Origin of the sequence: Pseudomonas sp. WHRI 8519 (assembly GCF_040224055.2) — a bacterium.
Taxonomy (GTDB): Bacteria; Pseudomonadota; Gammaproteobacteria; order Pseudomonadales; family Pseudomonadaceae; genus Aquipseudomonas; species Aquipseudomonas putida_X.
Genome location: NZ_CP167996.1, coordinates 3,239,683 through 3,255,986 on the forward strand (window position 1 = coordinate 3,239,683; position 16,304 = coordinate 3,255,986).

At 54.0% G+C, this 16,304-nt stretch carries 12 protein-coding genes and 2 pseudogenes; 4 read left to right on the top strand and 10 right to left on the bottom strand.

Annotated features, from left to right (window positions below):
- Positions 1-131: 131 nt before the first annotated feature.
- Positions 132-1,046, top strand: a complete 915-nt coding sequence (locus ABRP30_RS14790; RefSeq protein WP_241803743.1) for a LysR family transcriptional regulator — start codon at positions 132-134, stop codon at positions 1,044-1,046.
- 151 nt (positions 1,047-1,197) lie between these two features.
- The gene (locus ABRP30_RS14795; protein WP_349975693.1) at positions 1,198-2,472 is read left to right on the top strand and encodes an integrase arm-type DNA-binding domain-containing protein; all 1,275 of its coding nucleotides are present in this window, start codon (positions 1,198-1,200) and stop codon (positions 2,470-2,472) included.
- A gap of 413 nt (positions 2,473-2,885) precedes the next feature.
- Here ABRP30_RS14795 and ABRP30_RS14800 read toward each other — a convergent pair whose 3' ends face one another.
- From ABRP30_RS14800 to ABRP30_RS14825, 6 genes are all read right to left on the bottom strand, one after another.
- Positions 2,886-3,794 (bottom strand): LysR substrate-binding domain-containing protein, encoded by a 909-nt coding sequence (locus tag ABRP30_RS14800; protein ID WP_349975694.1) that lies wholly within the window; start codon positions 3,792-3,794, stop codon positions 2,886-2,888.
- 882 nt (positions 3,795-4,676) lie between these two features.
- Entirely contained in the window at positions 4,677-5,456 is a 780-nt protein-coding gene (locus ABRP30_RS14805; protein ID WP_349975695.1) for an amino acid ABC transporter ATP-binding protein, read from the bottom strand.
- A gap of 2 nt (positions 5,457-5,458) precedes the next feature.
- Entirely contained in the window at positions 5,459-6,133 is a 675-nt protein-coding gene (locus ABRP30_RS14810) for an amino acid ABC transporter permease (protein ID WP_349975696.1), read from the bottom strand.
- A 5-nt stretch (positions 6,134-6,138) separates the two neighbouring features.
- Positions 6,139-6,981 carry a transporter substrate-binding domain-containing protein gene (locus tag ABRP30_RS14815; protein WP_349975697.1) on the bottom strand — a complete coding sequence of 281 codons (843 nt, stop codon included), beginning with the start codon at positions 6,979-6,981 and terminating at the stop codon, positions 6,139-6,141.
- A 145-nt stretch (positions 6,982-7,126) separates the two neighbouring features.
- Complete coding sequence (locus ABRP30_RS14820; RefSeq protein WP_372490312.1) at positions 7,127-8,422, bottom strand: NAD(P)/FAD-dependent oxidoreductase; 1,296 nt, start codon at positions 8,420-8,422, stop codon at positions 7,127-7,129.
- A 23-nt stretch (positions 8,423-8,445) separates the two neighbouring features.
- Positions 8,446-9,144: a hypothetical protein gene (locus ABRP30_RS14825; RefSeq protein ID WP_349975698.1), complete on the bottom strand. Its 699-nt coding sequence runs from the start codon at positions 9,142-9,144 to the stop codon at positions 8,446-8,448.
- Positions 9,145-9,511: 367 nt separating this feature from the next.
- Between ABRP30_RS14825 and ABRP30_RS14830 the strand changes: the two genes are divergently transcribed.
- Positions 9,512-11,215 (top strand): thiamine pyrophosphate-binding protein, encoded by a 1,704-nt coding sequence (locus ABRP30_RS14830; protein ID WP_349975699.1) that lies wholly within the window; start codon positions 9,512-9,514, stop codon positions 11,213-11,215.
- Between the two features lie 102 nt (positions 11,216-11,317).
- Positions 11,318-12,628, top strand: coding sequence for an OprD family porin (locus tag ABRP30_RS14835; RefSeq protein ID WP_349975700.1), 1,311 nt, complete (start codon positions 11,318-11,320; stop codon positions 12,626-12,628).
- 354 nt (positions 12,629-12,982) lie between these two features.
- On the opposite strand, the pseudogene ABRP30_RS14840 reads toward ABRP30_RS14835, so the two are convergent.
- The 4 genes and pseudogenes from ABRP30_RS14840 to ABRP30_RS14855 all read right to left on the bottom strand — a co-directional run.
- Positions 12,983-13,174, bottom strand: a pseudogene (locus ABRP30_RS14840) (iron chelate uptake ABC transporter family permease subunit); the annotation flags it as partial.
- 4 nt (positions 13,175-13,178) lie between these two features.
- Positions 13,179-13,768 (bottom strand): annotated as a pseudogene (locus ABRP30_RS14845) (Fe(3+) dicitrate ABC transporter substrate-binding protein); the annotation flags it as partial.
- A 163-nt stretch (positions 13,769-13,931) separates the two neighbouring features.
- Complete coding sequence (locus ABRP30_RS14850; RefSeq protein ID WP_349975701.1) at positions 13,932-14,858, bottom strand: GntR family transcriptional regulator; 927 nt, start codon at positions 14,856-14,858, stop codon at positions 13,932-13,934.
- A 68-nt stretch (positions 14,859-14,926) separates the two neighbouring features.
- Positions 14,927-16,234, bottom strand: a complete 1,308-nt coding sequence (locus tag ABRP30_RS14855) for an MFS transporter (RefSeq protein ID WP_349975702.1) — start codon at positions 16,232-16,234, stop codon at positions 14,927-14,929.
- Between the last annotated feature and the right edge of the window lie 70 nt (positions 16,235-16,304).

Consider the following 16,304-nt stretch of genomic DNA (forward strand, 5'->3'; position numbering starts at 1 on the left):
ATTAATAGTCGACATGCCTGTCATCGATTGGGCACCTCACATTTCTGTGCATTGGCCCCCACAAATCGGTGCAGGTTAACAGCCTTTGGCCTTAAGATTCACCCCTGCCCCACTTTAGGCGAAGCGCACCGATGAATCGAAACGACCTGCGTCGTGTAGACCTCAACCTGCTGATCGTGTTCGAAACGCTGATGCACGAGCGCAGCGTGACCCGTGCCGCCGAGAAGCTGTTCCTCGGCCAGCCGGCGATCAGCGCGGCGCTGTCGCGCCTGCGCAACCTGTTCGACGACCCGCTGTTCGTGCGCACCGGCCGCAGCATGGAGCCTTCAGCGCGGGCACATGAAATCTTTGCCCTGCTGTCGCCGGCGCTGGATTCCATCTCCACCGCAGTCAGCCGCGCCGCCGAATTCGACCCGGCCACCAGCAACGCGGTGTTCCGCATCGGCCTGTCGGACGACGCCGAATTCGCCCTGCTGCCGCAGTTGCTCAAGCGCATCCGCGCCGAGGCGCCCGGTATCGTGCTGGTGGTGCGCCGGGTCAATTACCTGCTCATGCCTACCCTGCTGGCCTCCGGTGAAATCTCGGTGGGGGTGAGCTACACCAGCGAACTGCCCGCCAACGCGAAGCGCAAGGTGCTGCGCCGCAGTATGCCCAAGCTGCTGCGCGCCGACAGCGTACCCGGCAGCATCACCCTCGATGACTTCTGCGCACGGCCCCATGCACTGGTGTCGTTCGCAGGCGACCTGTCCGGTTTCATCGACGAAGCGCTGGAAGAGATCGGCCGCAAGCGCCATGTGGTCCTGGCCGTGCCGCAATTCAACGGCCTGGGCAGCCTGCTGGCCGGGACCGATATCGTTGCCACGGTGCCCGATTACACCGCTGATGCACTCACGGCTGCGGGCGGGTTGCGGGCTGAAGACCTGCCGATAACGGTGCGCAGCTTCGAGCTGCACATGGCTTGGCGAGGGGCGCAGGACAATGACCCGGCGGAGCGCTGGTTGAGGTCGCGGATTCAGATGTTCTTTGGGGATCCCGATAGCCTGTGACTGACTTCCATCAAGATCCACAAAAACCAATCAATTCAGTATCTTACTTCTTAACATGGTCCAGAGCCGTCCGTCGAATTCCACTCTTTTCCGACGCGCCTGCGGGTATATTTTTGGGTACTTTTCCCGTTTCGAAAAAAAGTACCCGCACATGACGACTTCCCTTTCTACGCCTGGATTGCGGCGAAAACTCAGCGATGCATTCCTGCGCTCCATTGCCGAACCTGGCAAGTACGCTGACGGCGAGGTGCCAGGTCTGTACCTGCATGTCCAGGCCTCGCAGAAGTCGAGCAAGCCTGCCGCCAAGTACTGGCGGATGAGGTATCGCCTGCACGGTAAGGAGAACGTCTATGCGATCGGCCGTTATCCCGACATTGGCTTGAAAGACGCCCGCGACCTGGCCCGAGCTGCGCGCCAGAACGTAGCCCAACACGTCGCCCCGTTGAAGGCCAAACGCAAGAAAATCGCCGATCAATTACTCAATGAAGAACGCACCTTCAGTTACGTGGCCGAACAGTGGCTGGCCTTCAAATCGCACGACCTCGTGAGCAAATCCCTCGCGGGCTTTCGCGGCGCGTTGAACAATCACATCCTGCCCACGATCGGCAGTATCCCCGTCAGCGAGATCAAGCTGGACCACATCATCGAGATCATCGCTACCCTGCGCCGCGCACGCACATTGGCCATGGCAAAGCGCGTGCGTACCATCATCCGCGCCGTCCTCGGCTTTGCCGAGGGCCGTGGCTGGGTGGAGCGCAACGTGGCCCTGAGCAACACCGAAGAGCTTAAGGTTCGCCATGTGGTGACCAGCAATCCAGCGATCGAACGACCAGCCGATTTGGGTCACTTTCTGCTGCGTCTGGATCAACTAAGCCCAAGCAGTGTGAGCACAGCGATGCGCCTGCTCGTGATCCTGCCTGTTCGCCCTGGAGAACTGGTGAAAATGCGTTGGGAAGACGTCGACCTGATCAGCGCCGACTGGCGTTATATAGTCGGGAAGACCCGCCATCTGGACAAGAGCAAACACATCGTGCCACTCCCGGAGCAGGCCCTTGTACTGTTGCGTGAACTCCATGAACGGCGGGTGGTGGATGAAGCAGGCAATGGCTGGGTCTTTGTCTCACCAGTCTATCCAGGCTACCCAATTGACGCCACGTCCTTGGCCAAGGCCTATCAGCGGATATGGCCGGACTACCCCATCACCGCGCACGGATTCCGCGCCACCTACCGCACTATCGCCCACGAGCATTTGGGCGTCGATCCGATTGTATTGGAGTTGTCGTTGTCTCACCGCATGCCGGGCGCGCTGGGCGCGGTTTACGCGCGCGCCCAATTGCTGCCACAACGCCGAGAGGCGGCACAGCAATGGGCGAATTACTTGGATCAGCTACGCAAAAATGCTGCGCTGCTAGCGCACACCGAATAAGCCAAATGTCCACATGCCCGGCATGAGCCATCCACATGCAATGAACGCGGAGCGATAAACGAGATACGCATCGGGCCTGCGAACCGTTGAAATCTATGGTTTTTCAGCTATATCTGAATCAGAAATGACCTAAATTATGACTCATTCTCAGCCATTGCGACCAGACTGACCTACCCAGTAACCCCACCGCAGTGATCTCGATGACCCACGCCTCTCGTATTAAATTACGTCAAGAATTGAAAGCGCGTTAAAGGAGATTTTTTTAAAGCTAGAGCCACTCGAAATCTCGAATCCTGATAGCAAGCTGTTTACAAAAACATCCTCGACACCACGATTGAGCCCATTAGTAAAGCACTTCACGTAAACGGTCATCAATCTAGCACAGCTTGCGGTGACCATCACGTCAACGCGGTTTATTTGGGGAGTGTGAACGGATCTTTTCTCGCCTGCTGGATTAGCCAGTCACGAAAGATCAGAGCATGCTGTTTGTGCATTTTGCGTTCTGGGCTGACAATCCAGTAAGAGTCGCTAGATCGAACGGGGGGGCCAAACGGCAGGTGAAGCTGGCCGTTTTCCAGTTCTTTTCTCACGTAATGGATTGGAACGACTGCAAGACCAAGCCCGCTCACGGCAGCATTGATCAGCATGTCACTCTGTGAAAACCGCACACCCTGGATCAATCCGCTGTGCTCCGTTCGTGAGGCCCTAAGCCACTGCAGCCAGAGACTTGGTCTACTCGAGTTTTGCAGCGTCGGGATTTGGGAGAAGTCCAGGAAATTGAGCTTTTTCGTGGGAGCGATCAGCTCGGGAGACGCAACAACGACCAGCTCCTCAACGAATAGCTCCAGAGCCCTTGCGCCTGCCCACGCCCCTGCTCCCCTGATGATGGCGATGTCGATCGGACTCGTTTGGAAGTCAATGTCAGCAGATACCGGAGAGATCTCGATGGGCACCCCGGGCGCGCCCACCATGAATTGCTTCAAACGTGGTGCCAGCCACCGCGAGATGAAGGTTGGGTTGCCACCAATTTTCAACGACGAGTCAGCTTTACGCCCTCGTACGATGTCAATCGTCATTTCCTCCAGCTGATTAAGCATCACATCTACGTCTCTGAGATATTTTTTCCCTGCATCAGTCAGGATCAATCTCGACCCTGCACGCTGGAATAGCTCCACACCAAGCTGTTTTTCGAGGTTTGATATTTGCCGACTTATCCCGCTCTGTGTGATCTGCAAATCCTCCGCAGCGCGCGTAAAGCTCAGATGGCGAGCTGCTGCTTCAAAAGCTTGCAATGCGGACAGCGATGGGAGGAAACGGCGCATAGCTTGTACCTTATGACTCACTGATCCAAAGCGGTTTTGTATTGATACCAGACGGTGCCTTTGTCTGCTAGTTAACTACTTATCCGTAGCCAGTGAGATTATATCTCAACGCGACACTGCAAATGGGCAACAGGTTCGAAATTGCTGGCCAACAACACGCAGTGCAGCGACGTCTCTGATCAGCGATGCAGACGATGCTGGAAGCTCCTGAGTTCGATCCCAGGGGGAACGCATATTGAAGCCCGCGCTTGGGCTCAAGCTTCAGGTGATCCTTTACATCCAGGCCCTTTCAACCATCGGGGTTGCAAGCAAACGCAGCCGGCAATGAAGCGGCGTCGCGCCAGGTTTCAAGCATGTCGAGCATCTGGAGGACAAGAACCAAAGGACGGGCTACCTCAAGGATCCGCCAGATCCATGAGTGCTCCCGTCCTGAATCTTTATGGCTGAGCGAGGCCGTTGCTGCGATGCTGAAGATAAGCTGCTGAAACAGAGGATGTTCAGATCATCATGCTGCCCCGTCAGCGAAACAAGGCTCGACCATCATACGCTTTCGCCTTAAGGCCAGACATCCATGGTATATGCGCATCCAGTAAGCAATTAAGATTCACGTTTATTTCATTTGGAGCAGATCTGGGGTGACAATAAACGTGCACCCCACAGCGCGAACAAAAGAAATGCTCAGCTCTCCCAGTGCCGAATTTGTAGGCAATCATCCTGCATTGTGGGTGATCGAGATTAAACCCAGAAGAATCAACCCTGTAGTGCTTCGCTGCCTTTCGCGTGCAATAAGTGCAATTACACTCGGTAAAAAAGTCATTTGTGATGCGAAATGAAAATGATATCGCACCACAATGACACTTGCCGCGAAGCCACCCTGCGTGATCAGGCAACTGCGCTGTTTCCATAAAAATGACTCAAAAAACTCCTGGTGGCATCGCATTTGGGATTATCGATGACAACAGAGGGCGGCCCTGCTTCGACCACCACACCATCGCGCATGAAGACAACCTTGTCGGCGACCTCACGGGCAAAAGCGATTTCATGGGTGACAAGAATCATCGTCATGCCCTCGCTCGCCAACGACTTCATGACTCCGAGCACCTCCCCAACCAATTCAGGGTCAAGCGCAGAGGTCGCCTCATCAAAAAGCATGACGGAAGGCTCCATTGCCAACGCGCGCGCAATTGCCACCCGTTGCTTCTGACCACCTGAGAGCATGTCCGGGTAGAACTCCGCACGATCCGCCAGGCCCACCTTGCGAAGCAAATCCATCGCAAGTTTTCGCGCAATTTCCTTGGACGTCTTCTTCACCGTGACCGGACCTTCCATCACGTTTTGCACAACGGTCATATGTGGGAAGAGGTTGAATTGCTGAAACACCATACCAGTGTTGGCGCGAAACTTGGCCAATTCCCGGTCACCGGGGAGCTTTGAATGGCGGCCATTCCCGAAACTCATGGCATGGGCGTTGACCTTGATTGAACCGCCATCAGGGACAGTCAAAAGGTTTACGCAGCGTAGCAATGTCGACTTCCCTGAACCCGAAGGGCCAAGAAGTGCGACAACCTCGCCTTTATTGACTTCGAGGGATACGTCCGTCAAGACATTGAGCTGGCCAAAGGATTTCTTGAGGTTGCTGATTGTAATTATGGGCGTGGTCATGCTTATGCTCCTACATTTCTGCTCATGCGACGTTCAAGGCGTTTGGACAGGATGGTCGCCGGCAAGAGAATGACAAAATAAGCGAGTGCGATCACCGTATAAACTTCCAGAGGGCGGTAGGAATCGTGGGCGATTACCTGGCCTTGATATAGTAAATCAGGAAGCGCCAATACCGAAAGAAGCGATGTATTCTTGAGCTGCATAATCGATTGGTTTACCAGCGGCGGTACCATACGTTTCAGTGCTTGTGGCAATACAACTCGCCACATGACCTGTCCACGCCGCATACCCAGCGCCCTTGCCGCTTCGGACTGCCCTTCGTCCACCGAAACTATCCCACCTCGGAATATCTCCGAATAAAACGCACCGCCGTACAGCGAAAGACAAAGAACAGCTGCTGTCATTGCTGAAATCTGAATTCCGGTCAGAACTGGCAGCGCGTAGTAAAACCACACTAACTGCACTAATACTGGTGTACAGCGGAAAACCTCCACGTATGCACGAAAAGGACTGCAGATCCACACACTACGGGACAATCTTGGCAGTGCGGTAAGTACGCCGATGAGCATGCCCAAGACGACACAAATGGCGGTGTACAGCAAGGTGTACCAAATACCCGTCACGAAGAGGGACTGGTAGGTCATTAAAAACGAAAAATCCCAAATATACGAAGGCATGGTGGCTACTCGAATTTGACCGAAGCGGGGAAAGAAGCTGGCTCTACACCAGCAAGCTTTTGCATATTATCGAGAATTATTCTGCGAATCTCGCCGCTTTTTTGCTCTTTTTCCACCCACTTGTTCATCACATCCATGAACACAGTATCCGCTTCTTTCTGCATCCCTATTGAGACCGGCGCGGCCAGGACAGGTGTAGGCACCTGGATGGTACCGAGGGTCGGTACTTTCTTGAGGAGTGGCTGAGCCAGTAAAATCACGAGTATCTGGCAATCCACTCTTCCGGATTGTAGGGCCATCGTCGCTGCACTGGTACTTTCAAGCCGCGACATTGAGGCTTTGGGGAGCATCGATGTCGCAAAATTATCCATTGAGGAACCTACATCAACGGATATTTTCGAATCGGGTGAATTAAACTGATCCCATGTCTTCTCGGGGTATCCGTTCTTGCACACCATGGTGTAGGTATTTTGAAAAATTGGCTTTGAAAAATTGACGGTCTCCTTCCTGGCGGGGGTAGGAGCCATGCCAAACATCACATCAATTTTGTTGGCCTGAAGATCAAGAACAGCGTTACCCCAAGTCGTTTCCACGTACTTGATATCTACGTGCAATTCCGCCGCAAGATCTTTAGCAAAATCTGGGCCAAACCCTGACCATTCATTGGTGATCAAGCTTTTGTGATAATAGGGCGTAGCCCCATTCACTACGCCGACCCGGAGGACTTTAGTCCGCTCAACTCGCTCCATCGATGTTTCTGCTTGCGCAAGCATGGTCGCGCAGCTACCAGCAATGAGCGCTGCATACAAGCCCGCACGGAAAGTTTTTTTGGAAAAATGCGATTTCATCTAATACACCCCTCGTATCTTTGAAAATATTATTTTCGAGGCAGTAATCATTTTAGTGAGCCTAAGACTCAGTAAAGCTTATTATGTATCGCAGCCACATCAATCATCAAGGTATTTCAAGATAAATCTATTTTAAACAACCTTCTCAACCAAGTTTCGGCTCCTTCTCGATAGAGGCGTTGAAGTTTAGATTCCCGAAGAAGCGCTGCACTGAAAACTCACGATAACTCGGGTGTGCATTGCGATCCATTACAATGCTGCAAACGATTTCTGCAGTCTTCGGTGCGGCAGCCAGCCCAACGTGACCATGCCCAAATGCGTATACGATCCTGGCGCTCGCACGCGAACGCGAAATCACTGGCAGTCCATCTGACATGGAGGGACGCTTCCCCATCCATCGAGTCATTGTCGCGGGGTCGTATTTTTCACCGATCAACGATGGGTAAGTCTGTGCTGCATGATGGAGCAGGATGTCGCTTCGACGCCAGTCAGGGCCGGCCGCTTCGTCGGCAAGCTCAACCTGGCCAGACAACCGCAGTCCATCGTTGGTGGACGTATTAGCCATCCTTCCGTCACTCGGCATGACCGGGAACGCAAGCTCGAATTCCGGCTTTTTAATCACAACGTTGTACCCTCGCTCACTGCGCATGGGTACGTCATCTCCCACCATTTTGGCGAGGACTCTGGATCCAATGCCACAGGCTAGGACAACTTTATCGGTGGACAGCAGCTCGCCATTGATATGCACATTTCCCTTGACATCAACCTTGGTCACAGTACCTTTTATAAAGTCTGCTCCTAGAGACACTGCGTAGTTCGCAAGCCCCCTCACATACTCTTCGGGGTTAAGGCAGTGGGCACCGTCCTGCACCCAAGCACCGAATGTGTATTTGGGGGCCAAGTGAGGAATCTTGCTTTTTATCTTCAGCGCATCCCACTCTTGCCACCGAACGCCATTCATTTTTCGCAGCTTCCACGACAGCGATTCATCCGCGAAGGCTTCTTTACTCGGATACGCATAAAGCAAACCGTCTTGGCGAATCAAGTGACTCAAGCCTGCTTCTTCAGCTAATCGAGCATGACGGTGAGGAGCGTCACGAAGAAGCTGATTCAACGCTCTCGATGTTCTCTCTACCTTGGAAATTGAAGCGCCTGCCAGGGTAAATTTCAAAAGCCACGAGGCCAGCCCTGGCAGCGATTTCCACCGTATGGTCAGTGGGCCACTTCGATCCAGTAAGTATCCGGGTACTTTTTTCCAAAGGCCAGGCATTGACATCGGTACGACAGACGCTGGGCTCAGCCATGCCCCGTTACCATGGCTCGCGGCTTGTTCACCACCTGGGGACTCAGCTTCAACAATCGTCACCTTCGCACCTGCTTTGACCAGCTCTATCGCTGTGCAGACTCCGACAATACCAGCACCAACCACGACAACATTCATTTTATTATCTCGTTGACGAAGCGTTATACAAAGTTGCGAAACCCCGGCCTATCAAACAAAGTCTCAAGCGCTGAAAAAATATCAAACACAGGAAGGCCGAAATATTTCTCAATTGCCTGTCTATACGGCGGAAGATTTGTGCACTCAAGCAATATCGCCTTACTGGTTGGGTATCGGCTTAAAGCCTTCTCGACACTCTCCAACACGCCCCGCTCAGCAAGCGATGCATCAAGTATTTCTTTATCTCCTTTGATCACGGTGTAAAGCTCACCTGATTTCTCAATCCCTTGGACTACCACGTTAGGCGCCCAAAATCGTCCGAAGTGATACTTTGAGAGTACCTGGCTATCGTAGGTGATGACGGGCAATGGCGTGTTTGTGCCAAAACGGCTGGCAAGGTGTGGTACCAAGTTCAAGGACGACGAGACGATCGGAACCGGCAATGCCGCTTGTAGCTCATCATGGATCCCGCACGCGAAGCCACATGAGGTGGTAATACCGTGGCAGCCACGATCGACCAACGTCTTAGCGGCCTCTATGAAGCTGTCTACAACGTCTGTTGGAATCGCGTGGGCGCTGACTACTGACGACGTCGTTGCAGCTGGAGCGACGAGGAACTCAACGGGTAGCCCGTGCGATTCTGGGTTCCCAATATCACCAAGTGGCCTCGGGAATCTCGTAGCCAACATGACCACACCAAGCTTGAACCCATTTTGCGACATGTGACCACCTCACCTAACCATTTTGCTGGTTCAAAAGCCTCACGACTGGGGCGTTTTCTGCATCTTCGCGGAACACCCACACCAGGACAAGCGTATATAAGTGGGTTATCCATTACTTTTTGTCAGGACAGCCCGTGCTGACTAAAAGTCAACGAACCAACACTTATTTACGCTTGCTTTGTGCTTCATCATCGATGCGTAATTAATACGTCACTCGCCGGCGCAGTCGGATCTCGTCGTAGAAAACACTGCCTTGTGCGACCTGAAAGACAACTGGATTTCGAAACTGGCGTACTCCACCGCTCACTTATTACCGAGCAGGTGAACGACTTTCCGTTACAAAAATCAGAGAAGGGCTTATCTTCCCATGACGAACAATAGTCCGAAGACAGTTACCGGCGCTGATGCGCTTGTACGTATGTTGCAGCTCCAAGGCGTCAAGCATATTTTCGGTGTCACAGGCGACACCAGCCTTCCCTTCTACGACTCCCTGTACCGCCTAGACCACGGCATCACCCACGTACTTGCACGCGACGAACGCTGTGCGAGCTACATGGCGTATGTTTACGCGAAGCTCACCGGCAAGATAGGCGTTTGCGAGGGCCCAAGCGGCGCGGGGGCTACCTACATGCTACCGGGGATTGCTGAAGCCAATGGTTCGTCAGTGAGCGTACTGGGCATTAACTCTGATATTCCAGTCGCAGGTCGTGACAAATTCGTACTGACCGAGCTGGACATGAAAGCCCTGTTCAAGCCCATTACCAAATGGAATTCTGTGGTTGAGACGCCTGGCCGCCTGCCAAAAATCTTGCGCACCGCGTTCCTGGAGATGACATCCGGCGCACCTGGAGCCGCTCACATAGCAGTCCCGTATGACGTGATGAAAGGCGAGCTGGATGAAGCTGAAGTTTATGCCTTCGATCAGTTCAATCAGTTCCCCTCTGTCAGGCCTGCAGCTGATCCAGAGATTGTAAAAGCTACAGTAGAAGCGATCAGGGCTGCAAAACGTCCGGTCTTCGTATGCGCTGGCGGCTTGGTTTTGTCAGGTGGGTGGGATGAACTGCGGGAACTGAGCGCTTACCTAGACGTCGCCATTGCAACGTCGATCAGCGGCCAGGGAGCAGCCTCAGACCGCAACCCGCTTTCGGTAGGTGTTGTAGGTACCAATGGTTCGACCGCTGAAGCACGTGCGTTTATGCAAACATGCGACCTCATCATCTTCATCGGCACCCGGGCAGGCTCTGTCGTCACGGAAAAGTGGGCAAATCCAAAAATCGGTGAAAAATGGATTGGGCATATCGACATCGATCCGCATGTGATTGGTTGCAATTACAATACCGAGTTCCCCCTCCTCGGCGATGCGCGCACCGTTCTGAGGCAGCTTCTCGAAGTCGCCAAATCTGACCCGGCGGTGGAACGTCCCGACCTGTTAGATGCCGTCGCCACGGTGAAAGCAGCTCGAAGTACGGCCCTTCATCGTCCGCTCAATTCGAAGCCGGGGCAAATCGAGCCTGAAGTCGTGGTCAAGGCCCTCCAGAGCGTTATACCAGACGACGCCGTACTGGTGATTGATCCTGGTACACCTACACCGTTTCTCTCCGCTTATCTGGACGTGCCAGATGCCGGCAACAACATTGTCTACAACCGCTTCCACGGAGGGCTGGGCTACTCACTTCCAGGCGTCGTCGGCGCCTACTACGCCAGACCGCATCAGAAGTGCATAGCAATCATGGGAGACGGCAGCTTTGGATTTTCGTCCAGCGAGCTGGAGACGATCTACCGACTCAATATCCCCGTGACGATGATCGTGCTCAGTAATAGTAATTACGGCTGGATCAAAGCAGGGCAATTCGCGAGCTATGGCGAACGGTATTTCTCGGTCGACTTTAGCAATAGCAGCAGCGCCAGAGTTGCCGAGGCGCACGGGATCAAGTCATGGCACGTTCGTGAAGACGACAATGTTCAGGAGGCAATTGCGCAAGCGTTAGCCCATAGCGGCCCTAGCCTCGTCGAGATTACAGTGAGGGAACTGCACGAGACCCAAGCACCCGTGAGTGCTTGGATGGGCTGATGCTTTACAGGCGAGCCCTTCGAGCGGGGCTCGCCCGACCGTTGTTAAAAAACAAAAAATAGGATGCGACTTTACAGTCTGCCAAATCAGGTCGGGGCTCACATGAAAGTTAAAATGTTGCTTGCGTTGCTTGCTGCGTCGCCACTCTACGTTGCCGCGTCTGAATCAGCGCAATCTCAAACCAAAGGTTTTGTCGAAGATTCCGCGCTGGACATGCTGTACAGAAACTTCTACTTCCACAGAAACTTCATCAATCGCGCTCCAGGCACTCAGAATTACGCGGAAGAATGGGCTCACGCAATCATGCTCAATTACCGATCTGGCTTTACACAAGGCATGGTGGGTGTTGGATTCGACCTCCAAAGCTACTCTGCGCAAAAGCTCGATGGCGGCCCAGGAAGGGTGGGGGCTGGATTGATGCCAGTTGGCAGCGATGGTCATCCCCAGGAGTACCAGCAAAGAGTTAACGCCGCTATAAAAATCCGTATTTCTAATACAGTACTAAAATATGGAAGCCAACAGACCGACAACCCTGTTTTTAATTACTCTGACAGCCGACTTTTGCCGCAGAGCTACACAGGATTTTCGCTACAAAGCAATGAAATTCAATCAGTCATGTTTGACTTCGGTTATTTCACCAGCGGTAGTTCGCGGGTTGACCAAGGTCACGACAGCCCCATCGGGCTGACGTTCACAAATGCTAACAACACAATCGATGCTCGATCAGCAAAATACGCTGGAGTTGTGATCAAGCCGTCGAACAGCATGTCATTATTGGTATATGGGTCTGAGCTAGAAGACGTATGGCGCCAATACTACATTGGTGGTACCTACTCCTACCCCATCACTAACCTGTTGGCTTGGGACTCCACGGTAAACGCATATAGAACTGTCAGCGAAGGCGCTGAAAAAGCAGGCGACATTGTAAACACCACGTGGAGTGTCGCTGGCGGCCTAAAGTACGGTGGCCATCGCATTAGCGCTGCTTTCCAGCAAGTTCATGGTGATGAGGCATTCGATCATCAGGGAACTCCTGGACAATATGGAAGGTTATGGATTGCCAATTCAGTTCAGTACTCCGACTTCAATGGCCCAAACGAGAAGTCAGCGCAGCTCCGATATGACTACGACTTTGCTGCGTCCGGCATTCCGGGCCTGAGCCTGATGGCGCGGTATGTTAAAGGCTGGGACATCGATGGAACGCAAGCCAATCATCTTTATGCGAACCGCTATGGGCCAAATGTCAAACATTGGGAGCGAGACATCGATCTAAAGTATGTCATTCAATCAGGACAAGCTAAAAATCTTACGATCCAAGCCCGCTATGCGACGGCTCGCTCATCCGACGCCAACGCCCTGGTCGATATGAACGAGCTGCGCCTGATCACTTCGTATCCGCTCTCAATCTTCTGACTGCGGGTATTATCATCGGCGTACAAGACATCCCGATATACCTGGTTCATAATCTGAACCAGGGCTTGGTTTACCACAGCCGGGCCGCAGGTCACGCAATAGTCCTTTCGAGCATCCTGGCCCGGTCGATTTCTCCACGGCTCAAAATTAGGAGAAATTATTCCACAGTGATAATTATTACTGAACCATAATTTTACCTAAGCCAAACGCCGCAACGAGCAGAATGGCGAGTATTGCTTTAGCAAATGGTGATTCCACCTCGAAGTCGGTGCCATCAGAGGCTAGCAGACGCTCAATTACCGGGCTTCAACCAGGTTGTACCGATGCTTAGGCTGGCGAGTGCCGACAACGCCATCAAGCCGACAAGAACTGCCATGCGGACACGACTAGCGCTGATAAGCTGCGCCTTGCGAGAAACAGGAGGAACGGCGCACCAACAATCGCAGTGACAGGAGCGGCTAGTGTTTCAGCCGGAAAGGCAACCATCCGCCCCACCTGATCAGTTGCCAATATGATCACAGCGCCAAGGCCGGCACTCAGCGGTAGTTGATAGCACACTGCCCGCATAAGAGGACGGGCCATGTAGAGAGAAGCTGCCTTCGCGAGCGATACCGAACAGGACGGTCACGTCGGACAGGATCTACTTCGCCACCCCTGCTAGGTGAGCAAGGTTTGAGAGATTCGCTTTTTCATCTCTGGGCCTTTGCCCAGCGCCACACCGATCAACTGAGCTGACTTCAGGCTTCCTTCGTAATCCTCTCCCCGAGATGACAACAGCAAAGTCGGAGCAATACGGGACAGGTCGTCATAGAGCGTTTCGTGTCGATTCAAATCAGGCACAATCAGGTCGGGCTTGAGCGCTGCAATCTGCTCGATGCTTGGCTGCGAACGCAGCCCAACTGAAGTCCATTTACCAATGACTTCGCGAACCTTTGGAAGCACCCGTTGCACGTCGCCGTCATCGGCGGCGCCGACGGGGGTCACCCCTACTGCAGCCAAGCTATCCAAAAACGAAAATTCAAGGACTACCACTCGCCTTGGCGCATCCGCCAGTTTGACTGTGTGTTGGCCGTCATTCAGTTCGATCGGGGCTGCTTGGCTGATGCAGGAGAACGCGATTAACGCGCAGAAAAAAAGCATCCTGAGTGGTGCGGCGGTTCGCATAGAGGTCCCTTGGTGACGTCACTCTGCCAACAATCAGCAGGTGCAGGGGGGATGGGCGCACGCTGGCACGCGAGGCGCAGCGTTGGGCGATTCGAAGCGCAAAGACAACGGCACAGAGCAAGCTGTTCAGAATGCCGGCTCAGGCCGACTCAAAAGCAGCCTCAACAGGCAGTTCAATTGCCTCGAACAACTCTGCTGCGACTTTATGACGGCGAGCTTGCTCCAGGTGCTTACGCATATGGTCAGCCGCCGCAAGGCGATCACCCTGCTCAAGACAGGCCAGAATAGCGAGGTGCTCGACTGCCTGCTCACGGCGAGGCGAACGCTTGCTTGCCTGCCGGTACTCCACCAAACGGCGAAGCTGGTCAAGACGGCGAACGGTCTGCACGTGAAATCTGTTGCCGGAAAAACCGGCAAGCGTCTCGTGGAACTGAGCATTCGATTCGAACAGCTCCTGAGGTGTCATGGTCAGGTATCCGCCATCTGCAATGAATTGCTGCTGCTTCTTGCAGCGAGCCAATGCTTCCGTATCAACCATGAACGTAGGGGCAAGCAGGCCTGCCGGCTCTATGATCGCTCGGAAGGAGTAGCTCTCTTCATAGGCTTCAACCGAGTCGATCATCGGCAGAAACTGCCAGCCCTGACCTGTACGCTGCTCGATCCAACCCTCCTGCTGAATACGCATCAACACACCACGGAGCATGTAGCGTGAAATGTTGAATAAACGCATCAGATCCGTCTCTGCGAACTGCTCAGGAATCTGTCCGTTCAGCCGCATCACCGCGATCTGCTGATAGATAGGGTCATCAATGGAGACCGATAAATCTTGAGCAATTTCGGCCAAGTCATCATACGGTTTAGCCAAGAAAAATCCGCGGTTGCGGTCCTGGTTCAACATGCCTCGATCAGCGAGGTAGTTCAGAGCAATCTTGATAGGAGTCCGTGACGTCTTCAAAGCCTTGGCCAGTCCCAGTTCGGAGACGTGATGCCCCGCAGCCAGTTGTTCTTGGCGAACATAGGCAACGATATCGCGAGCTACGCGGGCTTGAAGTGGCGTCAGATTCATATCTTTTCCCAATTAAGGCATGAGATTGTGGGGGTTCCCCCGGTGAAACGAGCCCCACAGCTTCTACATTATGCCTTTTGCGGGCTCATTTCCAAATGGGGCTCAATCTCAACTGACGGGGGAACCATTGGCTTGCGAGTCATAGTCAGTGCAATAACCGCTCCAGCCACCAGCAGGATACCCGCAATCATGAAGGCCCAGTTGTACGACCCGGTGGCCTGGATGACGTAACCCGTGACAATCGGAGCGGCCATACCGAACAGGTTGCCACCCACTACGACGAACGCCATCGCCCTGCCCACATCGCCTGCGCTTGGCAGCAGATCATTGAGCAAGGAAAAATTCAATGACGTGGTGGAAGCAATACCTGCCAACGTGAGGGAGGAAATCAGTACCAGCGTCACCGTGCTGCCGGCAAACGGCACCAGCAGGATGCAGCTGGCAACCACCATCGCGACTGCAATCACGTTGCGGCGCTTACCCGAACTGACGCCACCACCACGGGTCAGATACCAGTCGCTGAGCTTGCCAAGCGCGATGCACAGCACGACTGCTGCGGCATACGGGATCGCCGTCACCAGACCACTTTTTTCGAGGGTCAGGTGGCGCTCCTGCTGGAGATAGCTTGGCAACCAGGTCAGGAACAGATACTGGGTGTACACATTGCAGCCTTGGGTCAGCGCAAGCCCCCAAAGGGTCGGGGTTTTCAACAACCGCTTCAAGCCGTAGGCCGCCACTGCCGCACCACCGGGGTTGCCACCACCGGATCGCGAATCCAGGATGGTTTTACGCTCCTGGTCGCCGAGCCACTTCACCTCTTCGGGCTTGCCGTAGAACAGATACCAGGCCAGCAGCCAGACGAAGCCGACACCGCCAGCAATCACGAAGGACCAGCGCCATCCGACACTGGCTACCAGCATCGCCAGCACGATCGAGCAGATCGCCGGACCGGCGTACGAGCCGCTGTTGAAAACGGCCGTGATGGTGCCGCGCTCCTGACTCGGGATCCACTCCCGGATCACTTTGGCACCCACCGGGTTGCTGACCGACTCACCGGCACCCATGACCAGACGCGCCGCCAGCAGCGAAGCGAAACTCATCGCCGCGCCGGTCAGCGCCGTAGCCGCCGACCAGACGAGAATGCCAAAACCGCCGATGCGCTTGGCACCATAGCGATCGATCAGCAGACCGACAGGAATCAGGAAGAGCGCGTAACTCCAGATAAACGAGGAGAAGAGATATCCCATGCCGACTGCACTGAGATTGAATTCCTCGGCGATTGGTTTGGCAGCGATGGACAAGGCAATACGGTCCATGTAGTTGATCATCGCCAGAGAGAACAGAAACACGGCAATCCAGGCTCTACGGTACGGCATGCTTACACCTTTGTTTTTCCAGGCGCGGCTGCGCCGCTACAAGCACCGGCAGCCGACCGTCGACAGCGCC